Consider the following 25,727-nt stretch of genomic DNA (forward strand, 5'->3'; position numbering starts at 1 on the left):
CCGGAGAATCGGCCCCACGTCACCAGAACCTGCTGCTGAGGGCGGGCTGATGCGTCAGATCCACGGCGTCGCGCAGCCGCAGCGCGACGCTGATGGTGGCGCGCAGGGCCGAGGGGCGTACGGTCTGGGCGGTCTCGGTGGCCAGGACCAGCAGACAGGCCGCCGCCTGCTCGACGACCGGGACGGGGAGGGTGAAGTCGCTGTCGGCGGCCGCGCGGAACGCCTTCAGGGGGATCGCGGCTCCGTCGATGGCCCGTTGCGCGGCCTGCTCCAGGTGCTGTGCGGCCTGTTCGCACACGGGGGCGGGCAGGGCGATGGTGCGCTGGAACGGTGAAGTCGTCATGCCCGACTGCTCCCCCGGCGGCGGCCGGTTCTGTCGGTGGGCGACGGGATTTCACCGTCCCGCGTGACCGGCGCGTGGCGAATGTCCCGGAATCGAAACGGCCGTCGAGCCGAGCACAACGGCGGGCGGCCGGGGCAGGTCTACTCCTGCGACCAAGACAAGAAAAGAAATAACGAACTGCCGCAACAGACCACAACGGGGGTATCCAGAATGATCCGCACCACCGCGCGTCCGGCCCGCTGGCGCGCCTACGCCGTCGGCTGTGTCGCCGCTCTCGGCATCGCCGCCGCCGCGGTCCCGGCCGCCGCCGCGTCCGCCGTCGACGGCAACGGCCGGTACACCGCCGAGGAGATCCACACCTTCCTCGAGGACTTCTACGGCGAGCACGGCCCCGGCGACTTCGCCCGCAAGTACGGCATCTCGCCGCAGCTCAAGGAGAAGGTCGCCGACAACCCGGAGTTCGACGTCCTGCTGTGCGCCCAGAACGTCCCGGCGTCCATCGACATCGGCCCGGTCACCACGGCCCAGTCCGCACGGGTCGGCTGGGCGACCGTGAGCACGTACTGGAACGGCGGGTCCGGCAAGGCCGACTTCACGGCCTATGTCGACCTGGACGCGACGCGGCCGATCCAGCTCCTCGACGTCGACTGCGGTTCCGGGAGCTGAGCGACTCGGCCACGACCGTACGCTGGTCGCAGATCAGCCGCGGAGCCGAGGAGGACCACGTATGACCGCCCGTACGGACGCCGCCGCCCGGCTCACCGGACGGGTGGTCACCGGCGAACGGCCCCTGTCCGGGGCCCTCGCGGAGGTCACCCTCGACGACGGGCGGGTGGTGGTCGTCAAGCGTGCCGACGATCCGGGGGCGACCCGGGCGGAGGCGGCCGGGCTGCGCTGGCTGGCCGGTGCCGGGGCGGTGCGGGTGCCGGGCGTGCACGGCCACGACGGGAGCTGGCTGGTCATCGACCGGGTTCCGCAGGGGCGGGCGAGCCGCGAGGCGGCGGTCCGTTTCGGCCGTGACCTGGCGGTCCTGCACGCCGCCGGGGCGCCGGCGTTCGGCGCGTCGCCACCGGACGGTCCCGCCGACGCGTACATCGGGCTCGCCCCGATGCGCAACGAGCCCGGCACCGACTGGCCGCGCTGGTACGCCGGGCATCGTGTCCTGCCCTATCTGCGGCGCGCCGTCGACCAGGGCACCGTCCGTCCCGGTGAGGCGACCGTCGTGGAGCGGCTGTGCGAGCGACTGCCCGGGCTGGCGGGGCCGGCCGAGCCGCCCGCCCGGCTGCACGGCGACCTGTGGAACGGCAACGTGCTGTGGGGGTCCGACGGGCAGGTGTGGCTGATCGACCCGGCCGCGCACGGCGGGCACCGCGAGACCGACCTGGCGATGCTGCGTCTCTTCGGCTGTCCCCACCTGGAGGCGGTACTGGAGGGCTACCAGGAGCAGGCGCCGCTCGCCGAAGGTTGGGCGGACCGAGTCGGCGTGCACCAGCTGTTCCCGCTGCTGGTGCACGCCGCGCTGTTCGGCCGGAGTTACGCGGAACAGGCCCTCTCGGTGGCCCGTGGCGCCCTGGCGGGGTGACCTGTCGGCGGGTCACGTCGTGCCGTGGAGCGGGCGGGGCGGGCCGGGCGTCACACGTGCGGGCGGCGGCCCCTCTCCTGGCGCGGGAAGCGCTGGTCGGCTCCCGGCAGCGTCGGCTCGGGCAGGGTCGCGACCTCCTGCTGGGCCTTCCGCAGCTGCTCGGCGGTGTCGTCGGGCAGACGCGGCGGACGCGGCCGGGCGTGCGAGAAGCGGAAGGCGGAGGTCAGGTCGCCGAAGGTCTCCCGCCGCCAGTCGCTGACGTTGGCTCCTCGACTCCGGTGAACCGCTCCAGGAACCGCAGCGCGGAGGTGTGGTCGAAGGGCTCGGAGGCGACCCAGCCGCCGACGGTCCACGGCGAGACGATGACGGCGGGGACACGGAAGCCGCCGCCGATCGGCAGCCCCTGGACGAACCCGTCCGCCGTGCCGGCGGCCGGGGTCGGCGAGACCACGTGATCGAACAGGCCGTCGTTCTCGTCGTAGTTGAGGATGAACGCGGTCTTGCGCCACACCTTCGCGACCAAGGCACGGGGTGCGGTTGGCCAAGACCTGACCGGCCATGTCCCCGCATGCCCAGCGCGTTGCCCGGGCTTGGGGGACGGATGGTCAGTGCGTGAACCGGGGCGCGGTCGGGGGCCGGGCTACGAGCGTCGCCCCTCGACCGCGGACCAGACCTCCGCGAGGAGGGCCGGGTGGTCCTCTCCGTATGTGACCACGGCCGCGTACAACGCGTCGAAAGCCGCCTGGAGCGGGTCGGGTTCGGCGGCGCCGATGATCGCGGGGAGGGCCGCGTGGGGCTGCGAGACGCGCAGGGACGGGTCCGGCGGGCCGAAGCTGATCATCAGGGTGCAGTGAGTGGAGTCGGGGGCCGGCGGACTCACCGTGGTGGTCGGTGATTCCGCCTCGGCGGCCGCCCTTCTCGCCACGGCGGCCGCCGGGCCGACCACGGCCTGTGCGACCTCCTGGGGGTGCAGGCCGCGGTCGCCCGGGGACAGGGACGGCCGGAAGGGGGGCCGCTCGGGCGGGACGGCACGGCCGACGGTGCGGTCCGGGACGTGCGGGTCGGTGGCCAAGGTCTGCCACATGCGGGCGTCGTCGTCGAAGGGCGGGGGCAGCGGGCGGCTCTCGGCCAGGGCCGTGAGCGCGTCGGTGACCCAGCCGAGGGAGGCGAGACCGGCCGCCTCACAGGCACGGCGGGCGGCGAGCAGGGCCACCGCGCGCTGGGTGGCGGAACCGGAGGCGTCGAGGGCGTGGAGCAGGGCGTGGTCGAACGGGCGGAGGCCGCGGACGTTGCCGCCGACCTCGCGCAGGGCCTGACTGGGCGACTGTCCGCCCCACTCCCAGCGTTCGCGGGCGAGCAGCCGCTCCCGTTCCGCCGCCTCCTCGGCGAGGCGCTCCTGGCGCTCGGCTTCGGCGCGTTCGGCCGGGGTGGGAGGCGGCGGCAGTTCACGGGCGTAGCGGTGCCAGTGGGCGGCGTTCAGCGAGGTCTGCTTCACGACGCGGTCCGGCTCGGGCGGGGCGGGCCAGAACTGCAGGAGGTAGCGGTCCAGTTGGGGCTCGTCGTCCGTCCGGGTGTCCTTCTCGCCCGCCCGGTCCATGCCCAGGGCGCAGTACCGCACCCGGTAGTCGGTCTCCTCCAGGCCGAGCGGCCAGGAGTCCTCGCCCGCCCACTGCACGAGCGCGCTGTCCCGCGACACGGGGCGGAAGGACACCTCCACCACGTCTTCCCAGACCGGATCCAGCGGCGGGGCCCCCTCACACACCTCGACAGTGAAGCCGACATCGCCGGTGTGCAGGCCGGTGCTCAGGTGCAGGGAGCCCGGCGACGCCGCCCCGCACAGCCCCGAGCTCTGCCCCGCGAACGCCTCGTCGAGGCTCGGCCCGTAGCCGTCCGGATCGCTCTCGACGTAGATCTGGCCATAGTGCACGAATACCTCTCCCTCGACCGGCCTGCGCACGATCAGCTCCTCCTCGCAAGGGATGGAATGGTGAGCGGTCGGCATCGTGGCATCCGCCACTGACAATCTCCTCCGCATGGCAATCCCGACAGTTACCTCAGATGCGAACAGACGGCGATCACTTTCGGAACGAAGTGGCGCTCCACCGTGCGAGATCAGTCGATGACGGTGTGTACTGTGCTGCGGGTGGCTCGCCAGAGCACCTCGGACTTCGCCCTGACCACTCCCCCTGGAATCGCTTCGATGATCGAACTACCGGACCTGGCCGTCGGTGGTCTCGCCCTCGGCACACTGTCCGCGTTCGCCCTCGGCGGCGGGCTGCTGCGCTCCCGGCGGCAACTGGCCGCCCAGCGCGCGAAAACGGCCGCGCTGCGGGCGCAACTCGACGGCACCTCACGGGCGTTCACGGCCGAGGTCGAGCATCTGGCGGCGCGGCGCCTGCCCTCCGCCGCCCGGCAGGTCGCGCATCCCCACGTCACCGTGCCCGGCCCGCTGAGCCCGCAGCTCGCCGGTTCGCCCCTGGGATTCGCGCTGGAGCAGGTGCTGAAGGGACTGCACGCCGAACTCGCCGCGCAGCGCACCCGGATCGACGCCGCCGCACAGGCCGGGATGCGCGGGGCGACCCGGGAGATCCAGGCGGCGCTGTACCGGCTGCAGGACGCCCTGCGCGGTCTCCAACAGCGCTACGACGACCCCGAGCTGGCGCAGACCCTGTTCGAACTGGACCACGAGAACGAGCAGTCGCTGCGCCGCGCGCAGATCGCCGCGGTGGTGTGCGGGGCCTGGGTCGGGCTCGCCCGGGAGGAGTCCCACCTCGTGGACGCGGTGACGGGCGGTCAGGCCCGGCTCGCGGGCTACCAGCGCGTCCGGATCCACAACCACCTGGCGGCCGGCACCGCCCTGGTGTCCCACGCCGTCGAGCCGGTCGCCATCATCGTCGCCGAACTGCTCGACAACGCGCTGCGGCACTCCGCGCCCGACACCGGCATCGTGGTCAATCTCGAGGCCGTCCACCACGGTGCCTGTGTCACCGTGGACGACGCCGGGCTGGGCATGACGCAGGACGAACGCGCCCGGGCCCAGCGCATGGTGGGCAGTTGCGAACCGATCCTGCTCACCGAGCTCGGCGACCCGCCGCGCATGGGACTCGCCGCGATCGGCCGGCTGACCCGGCAGTTCGATCTGAGCGTCGACCTGTCCTCCCCGTCGCCGTACGGCGGTGTGCGGGCGGTGCTGCGGATCGACCGCCATCTGCTGACCAGGATCGACCCCGAGGAACTGCCCCCGGCGGCCAGCGCCCCGCGCTCCACCCGCAAGGAGACCGTGCGGGACACGGCGGGCGACTCCGCCTCGCCCCGCGGCACGGAGCCGGGCGCGCCCGCGCCCGCGCCCGCCTGGTCCGGCGGAACCGAACCGGCCTCGGCCCCCGCGTCCGACGGGCCCGACCGGCCCGCCGGGCCCCGCAGGGCCGCACCCGCCCCGGCCACCGCGCTTGACCGGCCCCACGCGTCCACTGGGCCTCACCAGGCAGACGAGCCCCTCGGGTCCTGCGAGTCCGAGCCGACCAACGGGCCCCAGCCCCCTGAACCGACCACCGGGCCCCAGACGCCCGAGCCGACCACCGGACCCGAGAGGCCCGCGCCGGCCGCGCCGGCCCCCACCGCCTCGTCCCACGAGCACGGCTACGGCACGGACCAGGACGGCCGGGCCGCAGCCCCGGCCCCGGGCCATCACAGCCCCCGTGACAGCGGCGGCCTCCCCCAGCGCCGTCGCCGCAGCCGGGCCACGCCGTCGTCGGACTCCCAGGGCTCCGCGTCCGCTCCGGCTCCCGGGCCGCAGCGCAGGCCCCGGCGCCCCGAGGAGTCCGCCGCCGCCCTCGGCGCGCTCCAGTCCGGCACGGCGGCCGGACGTTCCGCCGCCGCCAGGCCGAACACCGGCGCCTTTCCAGCCGTATCTGAGGGTGCCCCGGCCGCGACCACGGCCGACACGGCGTCCGACGACACCGATCACGACCGGAACGACCACGAAGGGGGAACGGCTCGATGACCAGCCGCGCAGCGGGGGACACGGCATGGGTGCTCGAACCGGTCCTGGAGGTGCCGCACGTCGTGGCGGCCGTCCTGCTCACCCGGGACGGGCTCGTGACGGGCTACACCGACGCGCTGTCGCAGCCGTCGGCCGAGCGGGTCGCCGCCATCACCAGCACCGTGCAGGGCGCCTGCCGTACCGCGGCGGCGGCGTTCGCCGACACCGACCGGGCCGAGATACGGCAGGTCGTCATCGAGTCGGACCACGGCTATGTGCTCATCGTGCCGACGGACCACGGCACCTGCGTGGCCGCGTACGGCGATCCCGAGGTGCGTCTCGACCTGCTCGCCCACCGGGTGCACTCGCAGGTCGCCCGGCTGGGCGAGAAGGCGATGGCCGCCGGGCCCCGAGGGGCCGACGGCGGCACGCCGGCATGACCGGCCGCAGAGGCGGCCGTCCCCTGGTTCCCGCGTACCTGTCGACCGGCGGGGTGGCGCGGCCCAGCCGTGCCCATCTGGAGCGGCTGTCCGTGCTCACCGGCAGCGGTGAGCCGGCTCCCCCCGATCTGCCCGCCGCCCAGGCGGCCCTCCTGGAAGAGCTGGAGTACGGGTCGCTGACGGTCGTGGAGGCCGCCGCCCTGCTGCGGCTGCCGGTCTCCGCCGTGCTGGTGCTGGCCGCCGGCCTCGTCGACCGCGACCTGGCACTGGCCCGCGCGCCCATCCCGCCCGCCCGACGCTTCGACCCCGACCTGCTGAAGAGAGTGGCCGATGGCCTCCGCGACCTCAAGCACCGTTGACGCCCAGCCCGGCGGCACGGACATCCACCTTCCCGACACCGCGCGCGACCTGGTGAAGATCCTGGTCACCGGGCCCTTCGGGGTGGGCAAGACCACCCTGATCGGCTCCGTCTCCGAGATCCGTCCGCTGCACACGGAGGAGCAGCTCACCGAGGCGTCCGTGGCTGTGGACGATCTCGCCGGAGTGCGGGACAAGTCGACCACCACGGTCGCCATCGACTTCGGCCGGATCAGCCTGCCGGGCGGGATCGTGCTGTACCTGTTCGGCACGCCCGGCCAGGAGCGGTTCCGGCCGCTGTGGGACGACATCTCCTACGGGGCGCTCGGCGCGCTCGTCCTGGTCGACGCCCGCCGGATCGACGCCTCGTTCGACGTGCTCGGGCTGGTGGAGGAGACCGGGCTGCCGTACGCGGTGGCCTTCAACACCTTCCCGGACGCGCCCCGCCACCACACGCCCGAGCAGTTGCGTGCCGCCCTGGACCTGGAGCCGACGACCCCGATGGTGACCTGCGACGCGCGGGAGGCGGACTCCTCGATCGACTCCCTGCTCGCCCTGGTCCAGCACCTGATCGACCACCGACCCGCGGAGCACCGGTGACACATCCGTCCCCCGCCGAGCAGGCCTTCTCCCTCGCGTCGCCCGTACGCCTGTGGGAGGACGGCTTCGCCCGCGACCCCTCCCCCTACTACGCGGCCCTGCGCGCCCACGGCCCGGTCGGCTGGGCGGAACTCGCGCCCGGTGTGGCGGCGTACGTCGTCACGGACCGGCGGGCGGCGCTGGACCTGCTGCACGACACGAAGACGTTCTCGCACGATCCCCGGCCGTGGGAGGCGACCGTCCCCGACGACTCGCCGGTGCTCGGGATGATGCGCTGGCGGCCCAACACCCTGTTCGCCGACGGCGCCGCCCACCTCCGCTACCGCACCACGCTGATCGACGCCTTCGACCTGGTGGAGCCGCACGACCTGCGGGCCCGGATCCACCGGGCGGTGCACCTGCTGGTGGGCCGGTTCGGGCCGCGGGGCGAGGCCGACCTGGTCGGCGAGTTCACCAGGCCGCTGATGGCGCTGGTGTTCAACAGCCTGTTCGGGCTGCCGGACAGCGCGAGCGACCGGCTCGACTCCGCCCTCGGCAAGCTGATCGAGGGCGGCGCGCAGGCGGCGGAGGGCGAGGCCGAGTTCGGCGGGTACGTGCTGGAGCTGATCGCCGCCAAGACGGAGCGGCGCGGCGACGACCTGCCGAGCTGGCTGCTGGACCATCCGGCGGGGCTGACCCCCGAGGAGGTCACCTGGCAGGTCTTCCTCACGCTCGGCGCGGGGCACGAGCCGACGGCCAACCTGGTGTCCAACGCGCTGTCCAGGATCCTCGGGAACCCGGCCTACTACTCGACGCTCACCAGCGGCGCCCGTCCCGTGACGGACGCGGTGCTGGAGGTGCTGCACCACGAGACGCCGCTCGCCAACTACGGCATCCACTACGCCCGTACGGCCGTGACCTTCCACGGCGTATGGATCAGGGCGGCGGTGCCGGTGGTGATCTCCTACGGGGCGCTGGCGCAGGCCGCCGAGCAGGAGCGCGGCGCGGACCGCCACTCGGGGGACGCCTCCCATCTGTCCTGGTCGGCGGGCCCGCACGCCTGCCCGGTGAAGCAGCACACCCTGCTCATCGCCACCGAGGCGATCGAACGGCTCACCCAGTGGCTGCCCGACCTCGAACCCGTGCTGCCCCGTGAGCGCCTCACCTGGCGTCCCGGTCCCTTCCACCGCTCGCTGACGGAACTGCCCGTCCGTTTCAGCCCCCGCTCCCCCGACCGTCCAGGAGGACGACCGTGACCGTGACCGACCGCATCGCTCTCGACCCGTTCGGCGCCGACATAGCGGGCGAGAGCGCCCGGCTGCGCTCCCTCGGCCCGATCGTGCCCGTGGAGCTGCCCGGCGGCATCCCCGCCTGGGCGCCCACGCGCTACGACACGCTGAAGGAGCTCATCCTCGATCCGCGGGTGAGCAGGGACCCGCGGCTGCACTGGCGGCTGTGGCCCGAGGTCGGCGAGCACCCGTCCTGGGGCTGGATCCTGGGCTGGGTGGGCGTGGTCAACATGCTCTCCACCTACGGCGCGGACCACACACGGCTGCGCAAGCTGGTGGCGCCCAGCTTCACGCACCGGCGCACCGAGGCGATGCGGCCCCGGGTGGAGGCGATCACGGCGGAGCTGCTGGACGCGCTCGACGCCGTCGGCGACGAGGTCGTGGACATCAAGGAGGGGTTCGCCCATCCGCTGCCGATGCGGCTGATCTGCGAACTGTTCGGTGTCCCGGACGAGTTGTGGGAGGACACCGCCCGGATGATCGCGGCCATCATGGACACCACCGACCCGAGCCCGGAGCACGCCGCGTCCGTCCAGCGGCAGATCGGCACGGTGCTGCCCGCGCTGATCGCGCACAAGGCCGCGCACCCTGGCGACGACATGGCCACCGAGCTGATCCGGGTCCGGGACGAGGACGGCGACCGGCTCAGCGACGAGGAGCTGCTGTACACGCTGCTGCTGGTCATCGGGGCCGGCTTCGAGACCACCGTCAATCTGATAGGCAACGCGGCCGTGGCCCTGCTCCGTCGCCCCGAGCAGCTGGCCGCCGTGCGGTCGGGGGAGATCGGCTGGGACGCCGTCGTCGACGAGACGCTGCGCGCGCACCCGTCGATCGCCTCGCTGCCGCTCCGGTTCGCCGTCACCGACCTCACCGTCGGTGATGTCACGGTCCCGGCCGGCGACGCCATCATCACGACGTACGCCGCCGCGGGCCTCGACCCCGAGCACTACGGTGCGGACGCCGACCACTTCGACGCCACACGCGCCGCCGACGACCATCTGGCGTTCGGGATCGGGGTCCACCGGTGCATCGGCGCCCCTCTGGCCCGTCTGGAGGCGCTCACCGCGCTGCCTGCCCTGTTCGACCGCTTCCCCGACCTGAGCCTGGCCACCGGTGGCGAAGGCCTGCGGCAGGTGCCGTCCTTCATCGCCTTCGGCTGGCAGGAGATCCCGGTGCGGCTGCGGGGCTGAGGCGGCCGACGGACAGCTCGCGGGAGCGCGACCGGTCCCCCGTTCCGGTCGTGCCCCCGCGGTGCGTTGAACTTACGTCCATGGCAGAGGCCTTGTGAACCGCGTCGATGCCCGTTGCGCGCTCAACAAGGCTCACCCGTGCACAGCTGAGTCCGGTTGGCCCGCTTTCGTCCCGCCTGCATCCGGCCAACCGGTTGCCCCTGAGGCAAAGAGGTCAGTCGCGGCGGTGGAAAACCGGCAGGTCGAGGTCGCCTACGGCCAGGTGCGCGAGCACCACCTCGTACAGGTCGGTGCCGGCGGCCAGCAGCTGGCGTTCCAGGACGGGTTCGGCGCTGCGGACGTGCTCGCGCACGGTCTGCGCGTGCACGCCCAGGGTCTGCGCGGCCCGTTCGGCGTTGCCGCCGGCGGCGATCCAGGTGCGCAGGGTCCGGCGCGGGTTCCTGGCGTCCGCGTCCAGCCGGCCCAGCAGGTCCTGTGCCCAGGCGCGCACAGCGGGCCCGGACAGCAGGTCGCAGAGCCGGAGTCCGGGGTTGCCGGTGTCGCTCGCCGGATGCGCGTCGGGCAGGCCTATCCGGGTGTTGAGCGCCAGGTGGACGACTGCCCGGACCGTGAGGTCGGCGAAGTCCGTGCCGAGCAGGCCCTCGACGCGTTCCATGCGGGCGCGGACGGTGTTGCGGCTGACGCCGAGGACCTTGGCGGCGTTGACGGCGGTGAACTCCAGGCCGAGACGGTTGGTGGCGAGCAGTTCGGCGCGGGTGTGGTGCGGCAGGGTGTCGAGCGGGCGCAGCACATGGGACGTCCAGTCGCGCAGCGCCACCGGGTCCATCAGGCGTTCCGGGTGGGTGCGCTCGGCGTACACGGCCGTCTTGTCGGGCCGGAAGTGGGCGACCGCGAGGGCGCTGACGGCCTGTCCGTACGCGGTGGCGGTCCGGGCCAGGCTCTGCCGGACGCTGCCGCCGAGGAAGAGGTCCGGGTGCCGTCCCACCAGTGATCGCAAGGCCTCGCGGGTGGCGTCACGGGGGCTGACGACGATCACGTGCCCGTCCATGGCCGGGCAGCGCACGACCAGGGCTTCCTCCCCGGTGCTGTCGAGGCACTCCTCGGCGACGCGGTCGCGTACGGCGGGGCCGGACTCGACCACGTACACGCACGCGGTGTCGGCGTCGAGCAGTCCGGGCCAGAGCCCGGCGGCGACGCGGCGGGCGGCGACGGTGTCCTCGACCATGAGCAGCTGCAGGATGGCCAGGCGCAGGTCGGAGGTGGCCCGCCGGAGCCGGTGTCCTGCCGCGGTCGACTCGCGCGCCGTCAGCAGGAGCTCGATCACCTGGGCGGTGTGCGTGACCACGTCGGAGGCCCGCCGGTCGAAGGGGGTCTCGCGGGAGACGGCCAGCACGCACGCGTGGGAGGGGTGTTCCACCCGGACCAGGCGCAGGTGGCGCTCCCGGCTCTCCCAGGCGGCGGAGGCGATCCGGCCCGCGGTGATGTCCGTGACGAGGTCCTCGTCCAGCGGCAGCCGGTTCCCGGCGATGAGATTCCCGGCGGCGTCCTGCAGGGCCACCGATCCGCGCACGGCGCCGGAGAGCCAGGCGACGACTCTGCGGACGTCGCGTCCCGCGGGGCGCAGATGCTCGAGCAGTTCCTCCGCCCACGCCGGACCCGCGCCGGCCGGCGTCTCCTGCTGCCGGTTCCCGTCCTCTCGGCCAGCCACCTGGGCCTTCCCCTCGCTCCTCGCACCGCCTCCGGCGCACCGGTCGGGGACGTTACCTCACGTGTCCCACGCACTCATCCCGGGACGAGACCCGCCCCTGCGCCACCGACCCGCGCGGGCGGCATAAGCTCGGCAGATGGCGAAGTACTACGACGTGCACCCCGACAACCCCCAGCCGCGCACCATCGGCCAGATCGCCGACAGCATCCGCGCGGACGCTCTTGTCGCCTACCCCACGGACTCCTGTTACGCACTGGGCTGCCGCCTGGGCAGCCGTGACGGCATCGACCGGATCCGGGCGATCCGCAAGCTGGACGACCGGCACCACTTCACCCTCGTGTGCCAGGACTTCGCGCAGCTCGGCCAGTTCGTACGGGTAGACAAGGACGTGTTCCGCGCGATCAAGGCGTCGACGCCCGGCAGTTACACGTTCATCCTGCCCGCGACGAAGGAGGTGCCGCGCATGCTGCAGCACCCCAAGAAGAAGACGGTCGGCGTCCGGATCCCGGACCATGTCGTCACCCAGGCCCTGCTCGCCGAGCTCGGTGAGCCGCTGCTGTCCAGCACGCTGCTGCTGCCCGGCGAGGAGGAGCCGATGACGCAGGGCTGGGAGATCAAGGACGAGCTCGACCACGTCCTGGACGGGGTGGTCGACTCCGGCGACTGCGGCACCGAGCCGACGACGGTCATCGACTTCTCCGGCGGGGAGGCGGAGATCGTACGGCACGGCGCGGGCGACACCTCGCGGTTCGAGTAAGGGGTCCTTTCACTATGAGCGTCCGATCAGGGCGCGTGGTCTGGAGCCGTGCATCGCAAGGCGCCGGAGCGTCTGCGTGGCGGAGCCACGTGGGCGTTTCGGCAACGCGGCGAGGTGCGGTGCCAGGCCGCGCGACCCGGGCGCTCATAGTGAAAGGACCCCTAAAGGGCACGCCAAGGGCCGTTCATGGTTCAACCGTGTGCGGGGGGGGGTGGGCGAAATGCCCCGGGAAAGCGCGTGTCACGATGCCCGTGATCCGCCCGGTCACGCGGACGGGTCCCCGGCCGGGATCCCGCGGGTCCGTCACCTCGCGGGTCCGGGACCCCGCAGCTCCGACACCCCCGCAGAGAGGCAGCCCAGCCATGACCGCCGTACAGGGAAACGCCGTCGACATCCCCACCGAGGACGGCACCGCCGACGCGTATCTGGCCCGTCCCGACGACGGGGCCGCCCATCCGGCGGTCCTGCTCTACATGGACGCCTTCGGCCTGCGTCCGCGGCTGCGGTCCATGGCCGACCGGCTGGCCGGTGAGGGCTACGCGGTGCTGGTGCCGAACGTGTTCTACCGGCACGGCCGCGCCCCGCTGTTCGATCTGCCCGAGTTCATCGATCCGGGGGCGCGTCCGGAGATATTCGAGCGCATCATGCCGGTCATGCGGACCCTGACTCCGGACGTCGCGATGCGGGACGCCGCCGCCTACCTGGGCTGGCTGGCCGAGTCTCCCGCGGTGGCCGACGGCCCGGTCGCGCTGACCGGCTACTGCATGGGCGCCCGCCTCTCGCTGCTGACCGCCGGCACCTTCCCGGAGCGGGTCGCGGCCGCGGCCGGCTTCCACGGCGGGCGGCTGGCGACGGACACGCCGGACAGCCCGCACCTGGTGGCCGGCGCGATCACCGCCGAGCTGTACTTCGGCCACGCCGACCAGGACCCCTCGCTGCCGCCGGAGCAGATCGAGCGCCTGGAGGAGGCCCTGACGGCGGCGGGCGTCCGCCACCGCTGCGAGGTGTACCCGGGCGCGCCCCACGGCTTCACGCAGTCCGACACGGCGTCGTACCACCAGGAGGGCGACGAGCGGCACTGGGCGGCCCTGCTCGACCTCCTGAAGCGCACATTCTGACCGAAGTCGACTCTCGATGAACGGAAGTTGTCGATCTACCGACGGTAAGGGCTTGCTTTCACGTGTCCACTGCCCGTAGACCTTGCCTCCACACCAGCCAAGACTCTGGGGGGAGTTGGCTCATGGACGGCACGGTCGACGGGTTCCGCTACGGTGCGGTGACCCCGGTTGCGGCCTATCTGATGGCTTGCCTGGGCGGGGCACTGGGGCTGCGGTGCATCGTGCGCTCGCTGCTCGACACACGATCCTGGAAGCCCGGCTGGCTGGCGTTAGGCGCTGCCTCCATCGGGTGCGGCATCTGGACGATGCACTTCATCGCCATGATCGGCTTCCACGTGGAGGAGACCCGGATCCGCTACGACGCGGCCACGACGGTGCTCAGTCTCGTCGTGGCCGTTGTCGTGGTCGGCATCGGCGTGTTCATCGTCGGCTACCGCGGCACGGGCCGCACGGTCCTGGCGGTCGCGGGGACCGTCACGGGCCTGGGCGTCGCGACGATGCACTATCTGGGCATGGCGGCGATGCGGCTGAACGGCGACGTCGGCTACGACCCGCTCGGTGTCGCGCTGTCCGTGCTGATCGCCATCGCCGCCGCGACCGCCGCCCTGTGGTCGGCCGTCACGATCCGCAACCTGCTGATGAGCCTCGGGGCGAGCCTGGTGATGGGGGTGGCGGTGTCCGGGATGCACTACACGGGCATGGCCGCCGTCAGCGTCCATGTGCACGACACGGCCAACGGGACGTGGGCGGGCGACTCGCCCATGTCGCTGCTGCTGCCGATGCTGCTGGGGCCCGTCGTCTTCCTGCTGCTGGCCGGGGTCGTGGTGATGTTCGATCCGCTGCTGGTGGTGGGCGAACGGCCCTCCAGATCGCATCCGGACACCTCCGCCAGGGGCTCGGCCGCCAACTCCGCCGCGTCGCAGGGCGGTTCGCGGCAAGCAGCGAGCTGGCCCATCCGCAAGCGCTGAGCAACCCGCCACGGACGGCCTCCGGATCGATTGTTACGGTGCATCGGTGTCTGACTCCTCACGCGATACCGCCGAAGGCGCAGGCTGGAACAGCACCGAACGCGGCGCGTACCAGCAGTTGATGCCGCAGCGGGTCGAGAAGATCTCCTGGCTGAACCCGAAGACGCTGTGGGCCGCCCGCAACGGCGTGCTGGCCTCCTGGTTCGGCGACCCCACCGGCCGAATACGCGGCCGGTGGGTGGCGCAGCGCGAGGCCACCGGCGCACCGGCCGACAAGGTGATCCGGCGCGAGGAGCCGGACCGGTTCTCCTTCCTCGTCATCGGCGACACCGGCGAGGGCGACGACCCCCAGTACGCCGTCGTGCCGGGCTTCCTGAAGACCGGTCAGGACACCAGCTTCGCCGTACTGGCCAGCGACGTGATCTACCCGGTGGGCAGCGCGGACGACTACGACACCAAGTTCTTCCGCCCGTACCAGGACTACCAGGCGCCCATCTACGCGATACCCGGCAACCACGACTGGTACGAGGACCTCGGCGGCTTCATGCGCGTCTTCTGCGACGACGCCCCGCCGCTGCCGCCCGAACCCCGGCCGCGTCCCCTCAGCCGGGCCTGGCTGCGGTCCCTGCTGTGGCACAAGGCGCGTCCGGACGACGGGCAACACCTGGCCGAGGCCCGCAAGTTGCGCTCCGCCCCTGCCCAGCAGGCCGTCCAGCCGGGCCCGTACTGGGCGATCGACGCCGGACCGGTGCGGATCATCGGCATCGACACGGGTCTGCTGGGCACCCTCGACGCCGAGCAGGGCGCCTGGCTGCGCGAGGTCTCCCAGGGGCCCCGCCCGAAGATCCTGGTCACCGGCTCGCCCCTGTACGTGGACGGCAGGCACGAGCCGTGCGCCATCGAAGGGGGCGGCACGGTCGACGACATCGTCCGCGACCCGGCGCACCACTATGTGGCGGCGATCGGCGGCGACATCCACAACTACCAGCGCTACCCCGTCCGGCTGGACGACGGACGCACCCTCCAGTACGTGGTCGCTGGCGGCGGCGGGGCGTTCATGCACGCCACCCACACCATCCCCCGCGTCTCCGTCGCGGACGTCACCGAGCAGGACTTCCGCTGCTATCCGCTGCGCGGTGACTCCCTCGCCTTCTACAGCCGGCTCTACGGCCACCGGCTGCGCATGCGCCGCTTCTTCACGCTCACCGAGGCCGAGGCGACGGCCGTGATCGCCGAGCGCCTGGGCATCCGGCCGGCCCGCGCCCCGGGTGCCTCGGCCCGTGTCACCCGGCGCGTCCGCCTGGTCGCCGGGCTGCTCGGCACCGGCCGTCGGCCCGACAAGGCCAAGCGGTTCCGGCTGCCCGTACGGAAGATCTACACGTCGCTGTTCTCGCCGAGCTCGGCGACCTACAGCCCGCCGTTCTTCAAGTGCTTCCTGCGCCTGGACGTCTCCCCGGACGCGGTCCGCCTGCGCTGCTACGCGGCCACCGGCGACCGCGCCCAGGAGATATCCCCGCCGGTCGAGGACGAGGTGACGATCCCGCTGAGCTGACCCGGGGCGGCGGGAACAGGGCGGGCCATCGCGGGGTTGGCAGACGTGCACCCATTGAACGTTCAATGATGGAGGGTCCGTGCCACCGACCTCGCGACCGCTGCGCAAGCTGGGTTTCCTGACCATCGGGCTGTTCGACGAGGCGGACCCACGCCGTGGCCACGAGTCCACACTGGAGATCATCGAGCTGGGCGAGCGGCTCGGTTTCGACAGCGCCTGGGTACGCCACCGCCATCTCCAGTACGGCATCTCCTCCCCCGTCGCGGTCCTGTCCGCGGCCTCCCAGCGCACCCGCCGCATCGAACTCGGCACGGCGGTCATCCCGCTCGGCTGGGAGAACCCGCTGCGGCTGGCCGAGGACCTGGCCACCGTCGACCTGCTGTCCGGTGGCCGGCTCAACCCGGGCGTCAGTGTGGGCCCGCCGATGCATTTCGACCAGGTCAAGGGCGCGCTCTACCCGGACACGGCCGAGGCCGAGGACTTCGGCCACGGGCGGGTGGAGCGGATGCTGGACTTCGTACGGGGCAAGTCGGCGACGGACTTCAGCGGGCGGGAAGGCTTCGAGGTCTTCTCTCAGCGGGTGCAGCCGCACTCCCCCGGCCTGGGCCGCCGCATGTGGTACGGCGGTGGCAGCCTGCGCTCGGCCCGGTGGGCGGGCGAGCACGGCATGAACCTCCTCACCAGCAGCGTCGTGAAGGCCGAAGACTCCGACGGGCCTCACGACTTCGCGGAGATCCAGCTCTCCCACATCCGCGCCTTCCGCGCCGCCCACCCCGACGGCGAGGCCGCCCGGGTTTCGCAGGGCCTCGTCGTCATCCCCACGGACTCGGCCACGCCCGACCAGCGCGCCCGGTACGAGGAGTACGCCGCCAAGCGCACCCCTCGCACGACCGAACCCCAGGGCCCGGCCCGACTGCTGTTCGCCCCGGACCTGGTGGGCACCTCGGCGGAGATCGCCGAGCGGCTGCACGGACATGCCGCGTTCCGGGAGGTGGACGAGGTGGCGTTCGCGCTGCCGTTCACGTTCGAGCACGAGGACTACGTACAGATCCTCACCGACATGGCGACGAGGCTCGGCCCGGCGCTGGGGTGGCGAGCGGGCGTCTAGAGTGTCCGGCGGGCCGAGGCGATACACCTCCGTCCCGGCCCGCCGGACCGGCACGAGCCACCGGCGGCCGGTCGCAGCGTGGGCCCCGCCGGACCGACACACCTCACCAACTCCGACGGGCCCACCCCCGCCCGCCAGGCCGACGCGCCCCACCCGTCAGACCCGCGACACAGCACTTGGCGGGCCCACCCCCGCCCGCCAGGCCCACACGACTCGCCACCGGCGGACGCCCCCCACCCGACGGACCCCACGACACACCACCAGCCGACGCACCCCACCCGCCAGCCCCCGCGACTCACCACCGGCCGACGCGCCCTCACCCGCCGGCGCGACTCACCAACGGCCGGGCGCCGTCCCGGTGATCGGTTCCGACGGCTTGCCGTCGACCCCGACGGGCACGTCCCCCGCGAGCATCACCCGGTGCATGATCCGCGGGTGGTCGAGGTGCGCGGTGTCGCCCGGGGCCAGGTGCATGGTGGCTCGGTTGTCCCAGAACGCCACGCTGCCCGGCTCCCAGCGGAACCGGACCGTGTACTCGGGCCGGACCGCCTGCTCCAGCAGCAGGTCCAGGATCGCGCCGCTCTCGGGCCGGGAGAGGCCGGCGATCTGCTCGACGTAGTAGCCGTTGACGTAGAGGATCCGCTCCCCCGTCTCCGGGTGGACGCGCACCAGCGGGTGCAGCGAGGCGACCTGACGGTCCAGCAGGTGCCGGACGTACGCGTCGTCGCCGGGCCGGGGCTGGTAGCCGACGCCGAGCCGGTGCTCGGCCCGCAGTCCGTCGACGAACTCCCGCAGCGGCGCGGAGAGTCCGGCGTACGCCGCGGCCAGGTTCGACCAGGTGGTGTCGCCGCCGTAGGGCGGTACGGTCTCGGCGCGCAGGATCGTCGCGGCCGGCGGGTCGACGCGGGCGCCGTGGTCGCAGTGCCAGCCGCGGAGCAGGGTGTGGCGGCGACGCCGGAGCCACTCGTCGTGCTCCATGCCGAAACGCCCGCCCAGTTCGAGACGGTCGGCGGTCGTCTCGATCTCGGGAAAGTCAGGGGGCGAGGCCTTCCCCCGCCGCGGCAGCACCACGATCTCGCCGAACCGGCGCGCGAACTCCACATGCCCGGTGTGGTCCAGCCGTTGGCCCCGGAAGAACACCACCTTCCACCGCAGCACCGCCGCCCTGATCGCGGCGATCACGGCGTCGTCGAGGTCCGCCGCCAGGTCGACCCCACCGATCTCGGCGCCGATGTGCCCGGCGACCGGCCTCACCTCCACCCCGGCCTTCCGCGCCGCCTCGTCCGTGCTCGGGCTGTCCGTCGTCATGAGCGCTCCGCTGGTCGTGGGCGTGGTCCGTCCTTCCCGAAGATCGTGACAGTGATCTCCGCCCGGGGCGACACCGCACCGGCACCGCTCACACCTCGAACTCCCGGATCGTGGTGTTCCGGAACACCGCCCTCCCGTCGATGGTGAACAGCGCCAGCCCGTTGTCGACCAGGTACGGGAACGCCGCCGTCGAGTGCACGTACCGGCCGTCGTCCAGGAACAGTTCCACCGATGTGCGGTCGACCAGGGCGCGGAGTGTCACCGTGCGCCGGGCCGGGTCGAAGGGGCTGTGGCTCTCCTGCCATCGGCCCGACATGTCCGGGGACACGGTGGGGCGGCGGTTGAGGTAGGCGTAGTCGCGGTGGACTCCGGCGTCGATGTGCCGGGCGCCGTCCGGGGAGCGCCGCAGTTGCATTCCCGCGCCCGTGAGCTGGTCCCAGGTGATCTCGCAGGTCAGTTCATAAGCGGTGCCCCGGTAGTCGAGGACGCGGGTGCCGTCGACCGCCAGGTCGCCGAGCCGTACCGTGCGCGAGACGTACCGGTCGAGCGCGGCGACCGGCCGGGACACCAGGTGGTAGGTGCCGTCGGCCGCGCGCTTCAGCGTGATCTCGCGGACGATCGAGTCGGTGCCGTTGAAGCCGTCGCTGTCGATGGTGGGCGTGATCTGGGCGTAGTCCCAGTTGTTCAGCCAGCCGATGGCGTAGCGGGTCTCCTCGTCGAGCGTGCCGTCGGCGCCGCGTTTGTCGAAGGTGACGGCTCCGTACCAGTCCCAGCCCCGGTCGAGCCACTGTGGTTCGGCCGCGTCGGCGGTGAAGGCGCTCCCGTCGAAGGAGCCCGTCCAGTACGCGTACGTGTTCGGCAGCCCGGCGGCCTTGCCGTTGGCACTCACGCCGAGCACCCACTTCACCGTGCCGTCCCCGGCGCGGATCCGGAACAGGTCGGGGCACTCCAGCACGCCGATGCCGCCTTTGACGAAACCGCTCACGTACGTCCAGGACTTGAGGTCGGCGGAGTGGTAGAAGCCCACCTTGTCGTTCTCGGCGAGGGTCATCACCCAGCGGCCGCGTTCCTCGTCGCGGATCACCTTGGGGTCGCGGAAGTCGCGCACACCGGGGTTGGGCAGCACCGGGTCGGTGCCGTGCGGGGTGAAGGAACGGCCGCCGTCGGTGGAGTAGTACAGGTACTGCGCCTGGTCGCTCGGACCGTCGTGCGGCGACATCGTGGCCAGGGCGACGACCGCGCCCGCCCCGAAGCCCGCCGTGTCGTCCGTGTCGACCACCGCCGAGCCCGACCAGACGTCGCCGTTGGGGGTGGTGTCCTTGGGTACGGCGATCCCCCGGTCCGTGAAGGAGACCAGGTCGGTGCTGGTGGCCAGGCGCCAGGCGGTGCCGACCGCGCCGGAGAGGTAGTCGGCGTTGTGGAGGTAGTAGTAGTGGTACGCGCCGTCGATCCAGACCGGGCGCTGCGGGTCGTTCTTCCACTGTTCGGGGACGGTGAAGTGGTAGGCGGCGCGGTAGCTCGCGGCTGCCCTCCCGGGCCCGGCCGCGGCCGGGCCCGCCGCGGCGGGCAGTAACGCGCCGGCCGCACCCACGGCCGAACCGGCGAACAGCGCTCTCCTGCTGATCCCGCTCATCACACTCGTTCCTCTCGTCGGAAACGGCGGCTCATGGGACCAGGACTCTCGGACCTAACTCGTTAAAGGTCAAGCGGTCACACGCCTTGACAGGTCCCTGCGGCACTCACATCATCTGGGCATCACCCCTCGTCTAACACGAGTTAGGCCCACAACGATGACCGACTCGCACCTCACCCGCCGCGCCCTCATGCGGTACGGCGCCTACGGCGCGGGGGCCGCCGCGCTGGGCGGTACCGCCGCGAGCTGGGACCGGCTCACCGGAGCCGACATCCCCGGCCGGGACGACGGCTCCCTGGTCGTCGCCACGCTGGGCCCCGCCTACGGGCCGGAGGCCATCCGCACGCTCCAGGAGGGCTTCCGCGAGCTGCACCCCGACATCAAGCTCCGCGTCAACGCGGTGCAGGCCGTCGACTGGTCGGACTTCTTCGCGAAGATCCTCACCCAGGTCGCGGCGGGTACCGCCCCCGACCTCGTCTACGTCGCCACCGAGGGCGTGCAGCTGTTCGCGCAACGGCTGGGCGTGGCCCTGGACCGGTGGGTGCGGCGGGACGCGGCCGAGCTGAAGGAGTACTTCGCCGACGTCCACCCGTCGCTGGTGGAGTCGATGATGTACGAGGGCAGTCTCTACCAGCTGCCGGTGGAGTTCAACGCGGCCGACATGTACTTCAACCGGCAGGTGCTGCGCCGGGCGGGGGCGGACTTCCCGCCGGCCCACTGGACCCGCGACGACTTCACCACGCTGCTGCGGGACATGAAGAAGTCCAGCGGCTCCCGCTTCACGCCGTATTTCTGGACCAACCGGCTCTGGGGCGGTGTGGTGCCCTGGCTGTTCGCGAACGACACCAACCTGCTCACCGAGTCCAAGGCGCCCGGCGGGCGGTGGCTGTGGGACGGCTTCTATCCGGCGGCTCAGCGCAAGGGGCGTGGGGGCGGCTTCCGGTGGACGACGCCGCAGGCCACCCACGACCGCGTGGAGGAGGTCTACGACTATCTCGCCTCCCTCATCCAGGACGGCCTGTGCACCCGCCCCGAGGGCGGCAACGGCCAGAACCTCATCGGCGTGTTCTCCACCGGCCGGGTCGGTGTCACTCCGGCGGGCGGCTTCTGGGCGGGCGGGCTGTCCCTGGCCGGTATGGAGCCGGACGGGTTCGACGTTCAGTACTTCCCGCGCTGGCGCACCCAGCGCATGCAGTACGGCGCGGCGGGCTACGCGCTGCTGCGCACCTCGAAGATGCAGGACGAGGCATGGGAGTTCATCAAGTACGCGGCCCGCAAGGACACCCTGGAGCGGCTGTTCACGACGAACCAGACGACCCCGGCCCGCCGCTCCCTGCTGACCGCCGCCCGCTACGAGAAGACGGGTCCCGCGCACTGGCCGGTCTTCTACGACACCCTCGACCGGTTCCCGGACACGGGCCCGATCCCGGCACCGCCGCAGGTCGCCGAGGTCGAGCAGGTGCTGCTGAAGCACACCGGTACGGCCCTCGCCTCCCCGCGCTCGGTGCGTCCCGCGCTGCGCCGGATGCAGGGCGATCTAGACAAGGCCATGGAGCGTGACGCATGACGAACACCCAGACACCGCCCGCACGGGCCGCCCGCCCCGAGGCCGCGCCGTCCCCGACGCGGAAGCGTCCCCCGGCCCGCGACCGGGGCAGCCGGCTGCTGGCGACCCTGTTCCTGGCCCCGACGATCGTCGGCATCGTCGTGTTCACGGTCGTCCCCATCGTCGGCTCGGTGGTGCTGAGCCTCTTCCACTGGAACGTGATCGACTCGCCGGGTTACGCCGGGCTCTCCAACTACGGGGAGGTGTTCGGCGATTCGACCGTCCTGGTGTCCTTCCGCAACACGCTGGTGTTCATGGTGTTCGCGGTGGCGCTGCAACTGCTGATCGCGCTGGCGCTGGCCCTGACCATCAACGGCCGGATGCCGGTGTGGCTGCGGTCGGTGTTCCGCTCGGCGTTCTTCTTCCCGCTCGTGCTGTCCGCCGCGTCGATCTCGGTGGTGATGAAGTACCTGTTCAACCAGGACTTCGGGGTGGTCAACTGGCTGCTCGGCTTCGTCGGGATCGCGCCGGTGCCGTGGCTGACGTCGGAGAACGCGGCGATGGCGACCGTGGTCCTGGTCTATGTCTGGCAGCAGTTCGGCTTCTCGTTCCTGCTGTTCATCGGCGGCCTGAACAACATCCCGAAGGAGATCCACGAGGCCGCCGCCCTGGACGGCGCGACCGGCCTGCGCAAGCACCTCACCGTCACCCTGCCGCTGCTGTCACCCACGCTGCTGGTCGCCTCGGTCGTCGGCATCATCAACGCGCTCCAGGTCTTCGAGCAGCCGTACGTCCTCACCAGCGGCGGTCCCGGCGACTCCACCCGCACCGTCGTGATGGTGATCTACGAGACGGCGTTCGAGCAGTTGCGCTTCGGTGAGGCGTCCGCGGTGGGTGTGCTGCTGTTCGTGCTGATCATGGCGGTCACAGCCCTCCAGTTCCGGCTCAGCCGGCGTTTCGTCCACTACCAGTGAGCCGGGTGAGTCCTCCCATGAGCCAAGCAACCCTGCCCTCCGGCCGTGTGCGGTACCGGCTGGCGCCCTGGGCCCGGATCGCCGGGCTGGCCGTCTGTGCCCTGCTCACCCTCGGCCCGGTGGTGTGGACGGTCTCCACCTCGCTGCGCACGCCTGCCGAGGCGTTCAACCTGCCGCCGCAGCTCGTCCCGTCGAACCCGTCCACCGAGGCGTACCGCGGGGTGTTCGACCAGATCGACGTCTGGCTGCTGGCCCTGAACTCCACGCTGGTCACCGCGCTGATCGCGGTCGGCCAGATGATCACGGCGGGCCTTGCCGGATACGCCTTCGCGCGGCTGGAGTTCCGCTTCAAGAAGCCGCTGTTCGGCCTGGTCCTGGCGACGATGATGGTGCCGTTGCAGGTCACCATCGTGCCGGTGTTCCTGGTGCTGAAGTCGATGAGCCTGACCGACACCCTGCTGGGACTGATCGTCCCGGCGTTTCCGACCGCCTTCGGCACGTTCCTGATGCGGCAGTACTTCCTGGGCATGCCCAAGGACCTGGGCGAGGCGGCGATGCTGGACGGTGCCGGGCCCTGGCGGACCTTCCGGTCCGTGTACGCCCCGCTGGCGGCGCCCGGCCTCGCGATCGTCGGCGTGCTGGCCTTCAACTACCACTGGAACGAGTTCTTCCGGCCTCTGATCCTCGAGACGTCGGGGCAGAACTACACGTTGCCGCTGGGTCTGGTCTCCCTCCAGGGCAACCTCGGCACCGGCTCGATCTCCGTCGTGCTCGCCGGTGTCGTCCTCTCCATGCTTCCCGCCGTCGCCGTGTTCGTCGTCGGCCAGCGCCCTCTGCGCGAGGGCATCACGTCCGCAGGAGTCAATCGTTGAGCCTCACCGCTCCCCCGCAGGATCCGCACGCCCCGCGCTACCGGGTCCGTCCGCCCGCCAACTGGATGAACGACCCGAACGGGCCCTTCCGCTGGCGTGGCCGCCACCATCTCTTCTACCAGCACAACCCGGACGCCCCGGTGCACGCGAACGTCCACTGGGGGCACGCCTCCAGCTCCGACCTCGTGCGCTGGGAGCATCACCCGATCGCGCTCGCCCCGACGCCGGGCGGCCCGGACGAGGCGGGCTGCTGGTCGGGGTGCGTCGTCGATGACGACGGTGTGCCGACGGCCGTCTACACCGGGGTCGACCGTGACCACGCCGGGCTCGGCACGATCTGCCTGGCACGGGCGGCGGACCCGGACGACGAATCGTTGACCGAGTGGACTTCCCTGCCCACGCCGGTGGTGACGGGCCCGCCCGAGGGGCTGGACGTGGTGATGTTCCGCGACCCGTTCGTCTTCCGGCACGGCGGACGGCGCCTGGCGCTGGTCGGCGCGGGGCACGCCGACGGTACGCCGTCGGTCCTGCTGTACGACTGCGACGACCTGACCGACTGGCGGTTCGCCGGTGTGCTCCTGGACGGCCGGGACCCGGCCGCCCGGGCGGCGTTCGGCGACCGGGCGACCGGCTGGGAGTGCCCGCAGCTGTACGCGACGCGGGGCGGCGAGTGGGGGCTGGTCGTGTCGCTGTGGGACGGCCACCCCTGGACCACCGCCTACCTGACGGGCCGTCTGGACGCGGATCTCCGCTTCACCGCGAGGACCGGCGGTCGGCTCGACCACGGCCGTGACTTCTACGCGCCCGCCGTGCTCCAGGAGCCGGACCGGGCCCTGATGTGGGGTTGGTCGTGGGAGGCCCGGGAGCAGGGCGAGCACGACTGGGCCGGTGTGCTGACCGCTCCCCGTGTCGTCGACGTCCACCCGGACGGGGCGCTGCGGGTGGCCCCGGCCCCGGAGCTGCACCGCTTGCACGCCGAGGAGCCGTTCGTCACCGCCCCATGCCGGACCGCGCTGCCTGCGGCCTACGACCTGACCGTCAGTGCCCGCGACCGCACCACGGTGAGTCTGCTGAGGTCGGCCTCGGGCGCCGAGCTGACGGTCCGTCTGGACCCGGCCGAGGGCACCGTCACGCTCGACCGGAGCGACTGGCCCCGTACGGAAGCGGCGGAACCGGTCGTCGTCCATGTACCGCCGCACGAGGAGCTCACGGTCCGCGTCCTCGTCGACGGCTCGCTGTACGAACTGTTCGTCGGCGACCGGGCCACGGTCACCGAGCGCGTCTACCACCGTGCGGACGACACAAGGGAGTTGAGCGTGACACCCGGCGCCGCCGTCACCGGATGGGCGCTGGTCCCACCGACGCACGGCTGATCACCGGGCAGGCCAGGCGCCGCACGGTGGCGGGCGGTGTGCGTCCGGTGCCGATGGCTTCGAGGAGGAGGCTCGCCGCGGCCTCCCCCATCGCCCGGTGGGGCAGCGCGACGGTGGTGAGGGGCGGTGCCAGGTAGGCGGCCATGTGCTCCTGGTCGTCGTAGCCCACCACCGACAACTCGCCGGGTACGGAGATCCCGAGCCGGGTCGCGGCGTGCAGGACGCCCGCCGCGACCCTGTCGTTGTAACTGAAGATGCCGGTGGGCCGCCCGTCGGCCGGGGCACCGTCGAGGAGGCGGACGGTGCCCTCGTACCCGCCGGAGATCTCCCCGCCGGTCCGTACGACCCAGTCCCTGGGCACGGTGATGCCCTCGGCGCGCAGCGCGTCGCGGAAGCCGCGCAGCCGCTCCACCGAGGCGATGTCGTCCTGGCCGCCGACGAACGCGACCCGCCGGTGCCCCTGCTCCAGCAGCAGCCGGGCCGCCGTCCGGCCTCCCGCGCGCTCGGCGGGGATGACGGCGGGCAGCGAGTCGTCCTCGGGCAGGCAGTTGGCCAGCACGGAGTGGGTGCGGTGCAGTCCCTCGGGGACGCGGACGCGGCGCAGGGACATGGCCGCGTAGATGATGCCGTCGACGCGCCGGTCGAGGAGTTCGGCGACCGCCGCGTCCTCCTTGGCCGGGTCGCCGCCGGAGTCGACGGTGAGGACCAGGTGCTCCCCGGACCAGGCGGTGTCCATGGCGCCGCGCAGCAGCCGCCCGGCGAACGGCGAGGAGGCTATCTCGTCGGTGACCAGGCCGATCACGGCCGTACGGCTGCGGCGCAGGCCGCGGGCGACGGGGTCGGGCCGGTAGCCGAGCTGGGTCGCGGCCTGCCGGATGCGTTCCTGGGTGGCGGGCGAGAGGTTGCCGTCGGCCCGGCCGTTGAACACGAAGGACACCGCGGTGTGCGACACGCCGGCGAGCCGGGCCACGTCCCGCGAGGTGGGACGCCCCGATCCCGTCCCCGGCTTCTTCTCGGCGCTGCCCATGCCGTCCGCCGTCCTCATCCG

The 25,727-nt window shown here is 72.4% G+C and carries 23 protein-coding genes and 1 pseudogene; 17 read left to right on the top strand and 7 right to left on the bottom strand.

The annotated features are described in order from the left end of the window. Positions 1 to 19: 19 nt before the first annotated feature. A complete protein-coding gene (locus tag ACFT4A_RS32695; protein ID WP_382837410.1) occupies positions 20 to 343 on the bottom strand; it encodes a hypothetical protein in 324 nt (107 codons plus the stop codon). Positions 344 to 553: 210 nt separating this feature from the next. Between ACFT4A_RS32695 and ACFT4A_RS32700 the strand changes: the two genes are divergently transcribed. After that, positions 554 to 1,009, top strand: a complete 456-nt coding sequence (locus tag ACFT4A_RS32700) for a hypothetical protein (protein WP_382837413.1) — start codon at positions 554 to 556, stop codon at positions 1,007 to 1,009. A 61-nt stretch (positions 1,010 to 1,070) separates the two neighbouring features. After that, a complete protein-coding gene (locus tag ACFT4A_RS32705) occupies positions 1,071 to 1,925 on the top strand; it encodes a fructosamine kinase family protein (protein WP_382837416.1) in 855 nt (284 codons plus the stop codon). Positions 1,926 to 1,975: 50 nt separating this feature from the next. Here ACFT4A_RS32705 and ACFT4A_RS32710 read toward each other — a convergent pair. Together ACFT4A_RS32710 and ACFT4A_RS32715 are read right to left on the bottom strand one after the other, a co-directional pair. Continuing rightward, positions 1,976 to 2,439, bottom strand: a pseudogene (locus ACFT4A_RS32710) (alkaline phosphatase family protein); the annotation flags it as partial. Positions 2,440 to 2,565: 126 nt separating this feature from the next. Next, the gene (locus ACFT4A_RS32715) at positions 2,566 to 3,882 is read right to left on the bottom strand and encodes a hypothetical protein (RefSeq protein ID WP_382837418.1); all 1,317 of its coding nucleotides are present in this window, start codon (positions 3,880 to 3,882) and stop codon (positions 2,566 to 2,568) included. Positions 3,883 to 4,068: 186 nt separating this feature from the next. On the opposite strand from ACFT4A_RS32715, the gene ACFT4A_RS32720 reads away from it, so the two are divergent. Genes ACFT4A_RS32720 through ACFT4A_RS32745 form a run of 6 tightly spaced genes read left to right on the top strand, consistent with a single transcriptional unit; the run spans position 4,069 to position 9,762 of the window. Then, a complete protein-coding gene (locus ACFT4A_RS32720) occupies positions 4,069 to 5,928 on the top strand; it encodes an ATP-binding protein (RefSeq protein WP_382837420.1) in 1,860 nt (619 codons plus the stop codon). Then, positions 5,925 to 6,347 (top strand): roadblock/LC7 domain-containing protein, encoded by a 423-nt coding sequence (locus ACFT4A_RS32725; RefSeq protein WP_382488620.1) that lies wholly within the window; start codon positions 5,925 to 5,927, stop codon positions 6,345 to 6,347. Before ACFT4A_RS32720 ends, ACFT4A_RS32725 begins: the two co-directional genes overlap by 4 nt. Further along, on the top strand, positions 6,344 to 6,706 hold the full coding sequence (locus ACFT4A_RS32730; protein ID WP_184598817.1) for a DUF742 domain-containing protein: 363 nt from the start codon (positions 6,344 to 6,346) through the stop codon (positions 6,704 to 6,706). Before ACFT4A_RS32725 ends, ACFT4A_RS32730 begins: the two co-directional genes overlap by 4 nt. Beyond that, positions 6,678 to 7,304 carry an ATP/GTP-binding protein gene (locus tag ACFT4A_RS32735; RefSeq protein ID WP_382837423.1) on the top strand — a complete coding sequence of 209 codons (627 nt, stop codon included), beginning with the start codon at positions 6,678 to 6,680 and terminating at the stop codon, positions 7,302 to 7,304. The genes ACFT4A_RS32730 and ACFT4A_RS32735 overlap by 29 nt, the downstream gene beginning before the upstream one ends. Further along, a complete protein-coding gene (locus ACFT4A_RS32740) occupies positions 7,301 to 8,539 on the top strand; it encodes a cytochrome P450 (protein ID WP_382837426.1) in 1,239 nt (412 codons plus the stop codon). Before ACFT4A_RS32735 ends, ACFT4A_RS32740 begins: the two co-directional genes overlap by 4 nt. Next, positions 8,536 to 9,762, top strand: coding sequence for a cytochrome P450 (locus ACFT4A_RS32745; RefSeq protein WP_382837429.1), 1,227 nt, complete (start codon positions 8,536 to 8,538; stop codon positions 9,760 to 9,762). The genes ACFT4A_RS32740 and ACFT4A_RS32745 overlap by 4 nt, the downstream gene beginning before the upstream one ends. Positions 9,763 to 9,976: 214 nt before the next feature. Here the strand turns inward: ACFT4A_RS32745 and ACFT4A_RS32750 are convergent, their stop codons facing one another. Next, positions 9,977 to 11,470 carry a helix-turn-helix domain-containing protein gene (locus ACFT4A_RS32750; protein ID WP_382837432.1) on the bottom strand — a complete coding sequence of 498 codons (1,494 nt, stop codon included), beginning with the start codon at positions 11,468 to 11,470 and terminating at the stop codon, positions 9,977 to 9,979. A 136-nt stretch (positions 11,471 to 11,606) separates the two neighbouring features. Here ACFT4A_RS32750 and ACFT4A_RS32755 point away from each other — a divergent pair, with 136 nt between their 5' ends. The 5 genes from ACFT4A_RS32755 (at position 11,607) to ACFT4A_RS32775 (ending at position 16,973) form a co-directional block, all read left to right on the top strand. Continuing rightward, complete coding sequence (locus ACFT4A_RS32755) at positions 11,607 to 12,227, top strand: L-threonylcarbamoyladenylate synthase (protein ID WP_184598807.1); 621 nt, start codon at positions 11,607 to 11,609, stop codon at positions 12,225 to 12,227. A 362-nt stretch (positions 12,228 to 12,589) separates the two neighbouring features. Continuing rightward, entirely contained in the window at positions 12,590 to 13,345 is a 756-nt protein-coding gene (locus ACFT4A_RS32760; RefSeq protein WP_382837435.1) for a dienelactone hydrolase family protein, read from the top strand. A 122-nt stretch (positions 13,346 to 13,467) separates the two neighbouring features. Further along, positions 13,468 to 14,313, top strand: a complete 846-nt coding sequence (locus tag ACFT4A_RS32765) for an MHYT domain-containing protein (protein WP_382837438.1) — start codon at positions 13,468 to 13,470, stop codon at positions 14,311 to 14,313. Positions 14,314 to 14,359: 46 nt separating this feature from the next. Beyond that, entirely contained in the window at positions 14,360 to 15,865 is a 1,506-nt protein-coding gene (locus ACFT4A_RS32770) for a metallophosphoesterase family protein (RefSeq protein ID WP_382837440.1), read from the top strand. Between the two features lie 79 nt (positions 15,866 to 15,944). Beyond that, a complete protein-coding gene (locus ACFT4A_RS32775) occupies positions 15,945 to 16,973 on the top strand; it encodes an LLM class flavin-dependent oxidoreductase (protein ID WP_382837443.1) in 1,029 nt (342 codons plus the stop codon). Positions 16,974 to 17,306: 333 nt separating this feature from the next. On the opposite strand, the gene ACFT4A_RS32780 is transcribed toward ACFT4A_RS32775, so the two are convergent. Both ACFT4A_RS32780 and ACFT4A_RS32785 read right to left on the bottom strand, forming a co-directional pair. Further along, positions 17,307 to 18,281: a TauD/TfdA dioxygenase family protein gene (locus ACFT4A_RS32780; protein WP_382837446.1), complete on the bottom strand. Its 975-nt coding sequence runs from the start codon at positions 18,279 to 18,281 to the stop codon at positions 17,307 to 17,309. 88 nt (positions 18,282 to 18,369) lie between these two features. Beyond that, on the bottom strand, positions 18,370 to 19,914 hold the full coding sequence (locus ACFT4A_RS32785) for a glycoside hydrolase family 32 protein (RefSeq protein WP_382837449.1): 1,545 nt from the start codon (positions 19,912 to 19,914) through the stop codon (positions 18,370 to 18,372). Between the two features lie 157 nt (positions 19,915 to 20,071). On the opposite strand from ACFT4A_RS32785, the gene ACFT4A_RS32790 reads away from it, so the two are divergent. Genes ACFT4A_RS32790 through ACFT4A_RS32805 form a run of 4 tightly spaced genes read left to right on the top strand, consistent with a single transcriptional unit; the run spans position 20,072 to position 24,679 of the window. Beyond that, complete coding sequence (locus ACFT4A_RS32790) at positions 20,072 to 21,481, top strand: extracellular solute-binding protein (protein WP_382837452.1); 1,410 nt, start codon at positions 20,072 to 20,074, stop codon at positions 21,479 to 21,481. Then, complete coding sequence (locus ACFT4A_RS32795; protein WP_382837455.1) at positions 21,478 to 22,434, top strand: carbohydrate ABC transporter permease; 957 nt, start codon at positions 21,478 to 21,480, stop codon at positions 22,432 to 22,434. Before ACFT4A_RS32790 ends, ACFT4A_RS32795 begins: the two co-directional genes overlap by 4 nt. A gap of 17 nt (positions 22,435 to 22,451) precedes the next feature. Next, on the top strand, positions 22,452 to 23,306 hold the full coding sequence (locus ACFT4A_RS32800; RefSeq protein ID WP_382837458.1) for a carbohydrate ABC transporter permease: 855 nt from the start codon (positions 22,452 to 22,454) through the stop codon (positions 23,304 to 23,306). Further along, positions 23,303 to 24,679 carry a glycoside hydrolase family 32 protein gene (locus ACFT4A_RS32805; protein ID WP_382837461.1) on the top strand — a complete coding sequence of 459 codons (1,377 nt, stop codon included), beginning with the start codon at positions 23,303 to 23,305 and terminating at the stop codon, positions 24,677 to 24,679. Before ACFT4A_RS32800 ends, ACFT4A_RS32805 begins: the two co-directional genes overlap by 4 nt. On the opposite strand, the gene ACFT4A_RS32810 is transcribed toward ACFT4A_RS32805, so the two are convergent. Continuing rightward, the gene (locus tag ACFT4A_RS32810; RefSeq protein ID WP_382837463.1) at positions 24,642 to 25,706 is read right to left on the bottom strand and encodes a LacI family DNA-binding transcriptional regulator; all 1,065 of its coding nucleotides are present in this window, start codon (positions 25,704 to 25,706) and stop codon (positions 24,642 to 24,644) included. The genes ACFT4A_RS32805 and ACFT4A_RS32810 overlap by 38 nt on opposite strands. Positions 25,707 to 25,727: the final 21 nt, after the last annotated feature.

The organism is Streptomyces sp. NPDC057099 (assembly GCF_042671245.1).
GTDB classification, from domain to species: Bacteria; Actinomycetota; Actinomycetes; order Streptomycetales; family Streptomycetaceae; genus Streptomyces; species Streptomyces purpurascens.

Bases quoted from the DNA above. Each gene is read 5' to 3' on its own strand.
- ACFT4A_RS32695 (WP_382837410.1), bottom strand. From the start codon at position 343: ATGACGACTTCACCGTTCCAGCGCACCATCGCCCTGCCCGCCCCCGTG.
- ACFT4A_RS32700 (WP_382837413.1), top strand. From the start codon at position 554: ATGATCCGCACCACCGCGCGTCCGGCCCGCTGGCGCGCCTACGCCGTC.
- ACFT4A_RS32705 (WP_382837416.1), top strand. From the start codon at position 1,071: ATGACCGCCCGTACGGACGCCGCCGCCCGGCTCACCGGACGGGTGGTC.
- ACFT4A_RS32725 (WP_382488620.1), top strand. From the start codon at position 5,925: ATGACCAGCCGCGCAGCGGGGGACACGGCATGGGTGCTCGAACCGGTC.
- ACFT4A_RS32730 (WP_184598817.1), top strand. From the start codon at position 6,344: ATGACCGGCCGCAGAGGCGGCCGTCCCCTGGTTCCCGCGTACCTGTCG.
- ACFT4A_RS32735 (WP_382837423.1), top strand. From the start codon at position 6,678: ATGGCCTCCGCGACCTCAAGCACCGTTGACGCCCAGCCCGGCGGCACG.
- ACFT4A_RS32755 (WP_184598807.1), top strand. From the start codon at position 11,607: ATGGCGAAGTACTACGACGTGCACCCCGACAACCCCCAGCCGCGCACC.
- ACFT4A_RS32760 (WP_382837435.1), top strand. From the start codon at position 12,590: ATGACCGCCGTACAGGGAAACGCCGTCGACATCCCCACCGAGGACGGC.
- ACFT4A_RS32765 (WP_382837438.1), top strand. From the start codon at position 13,468: ATGGACGGCACGGTCGACGGGTTCCGCTACGGTGCGGTGACCCCGGTT.
- ACFT4A_RS32780 (WP_382837446.1), bottom strand. From the start codon at position 18,281: ATGACGACGGACAGCCCGAGCACGGACGAGGCGGCGCGGAAGGCCGGG.
- ACFT4A_RS32785 (WP_382837449.1), bottom strand. From the start codon at position 19,914: ATGAGCGGGATCAGCAGGAGAGCGCTGTTCGCCGGTTCGGCCGTGGGT.
- ACFT4A_RS32790 (WP_382837452.1), top strand. From the start codon at position 20,072: ATGACCGACTCGCACCTCACCCGCCGCGCCCTCATGCGGTACGGCGCC.
- ACFT4A_RS32795 (WP_382837455.1), top strand. From the start codon at position 21,478: ATGACGAACACCCAGACACCGCCCGCACGGGCCGCCCGCCCCGAGGCC.
- ACFT4A_RS32800 (WP_382837458.1), top strand. From the start codon at position 22,452: ATGAGCCAAGCAACCCTGCCCTCCGGCCGTGTGCGGTACCGGCTGGCG.
- ACFT4A_RS32810 (WP_382837463.1), bottom strand. From the start codon at position 25,706: ATGGGCAGCGCCGAGAAGAAGCCGGGGACGGGATCGGGGCGTCCCACC.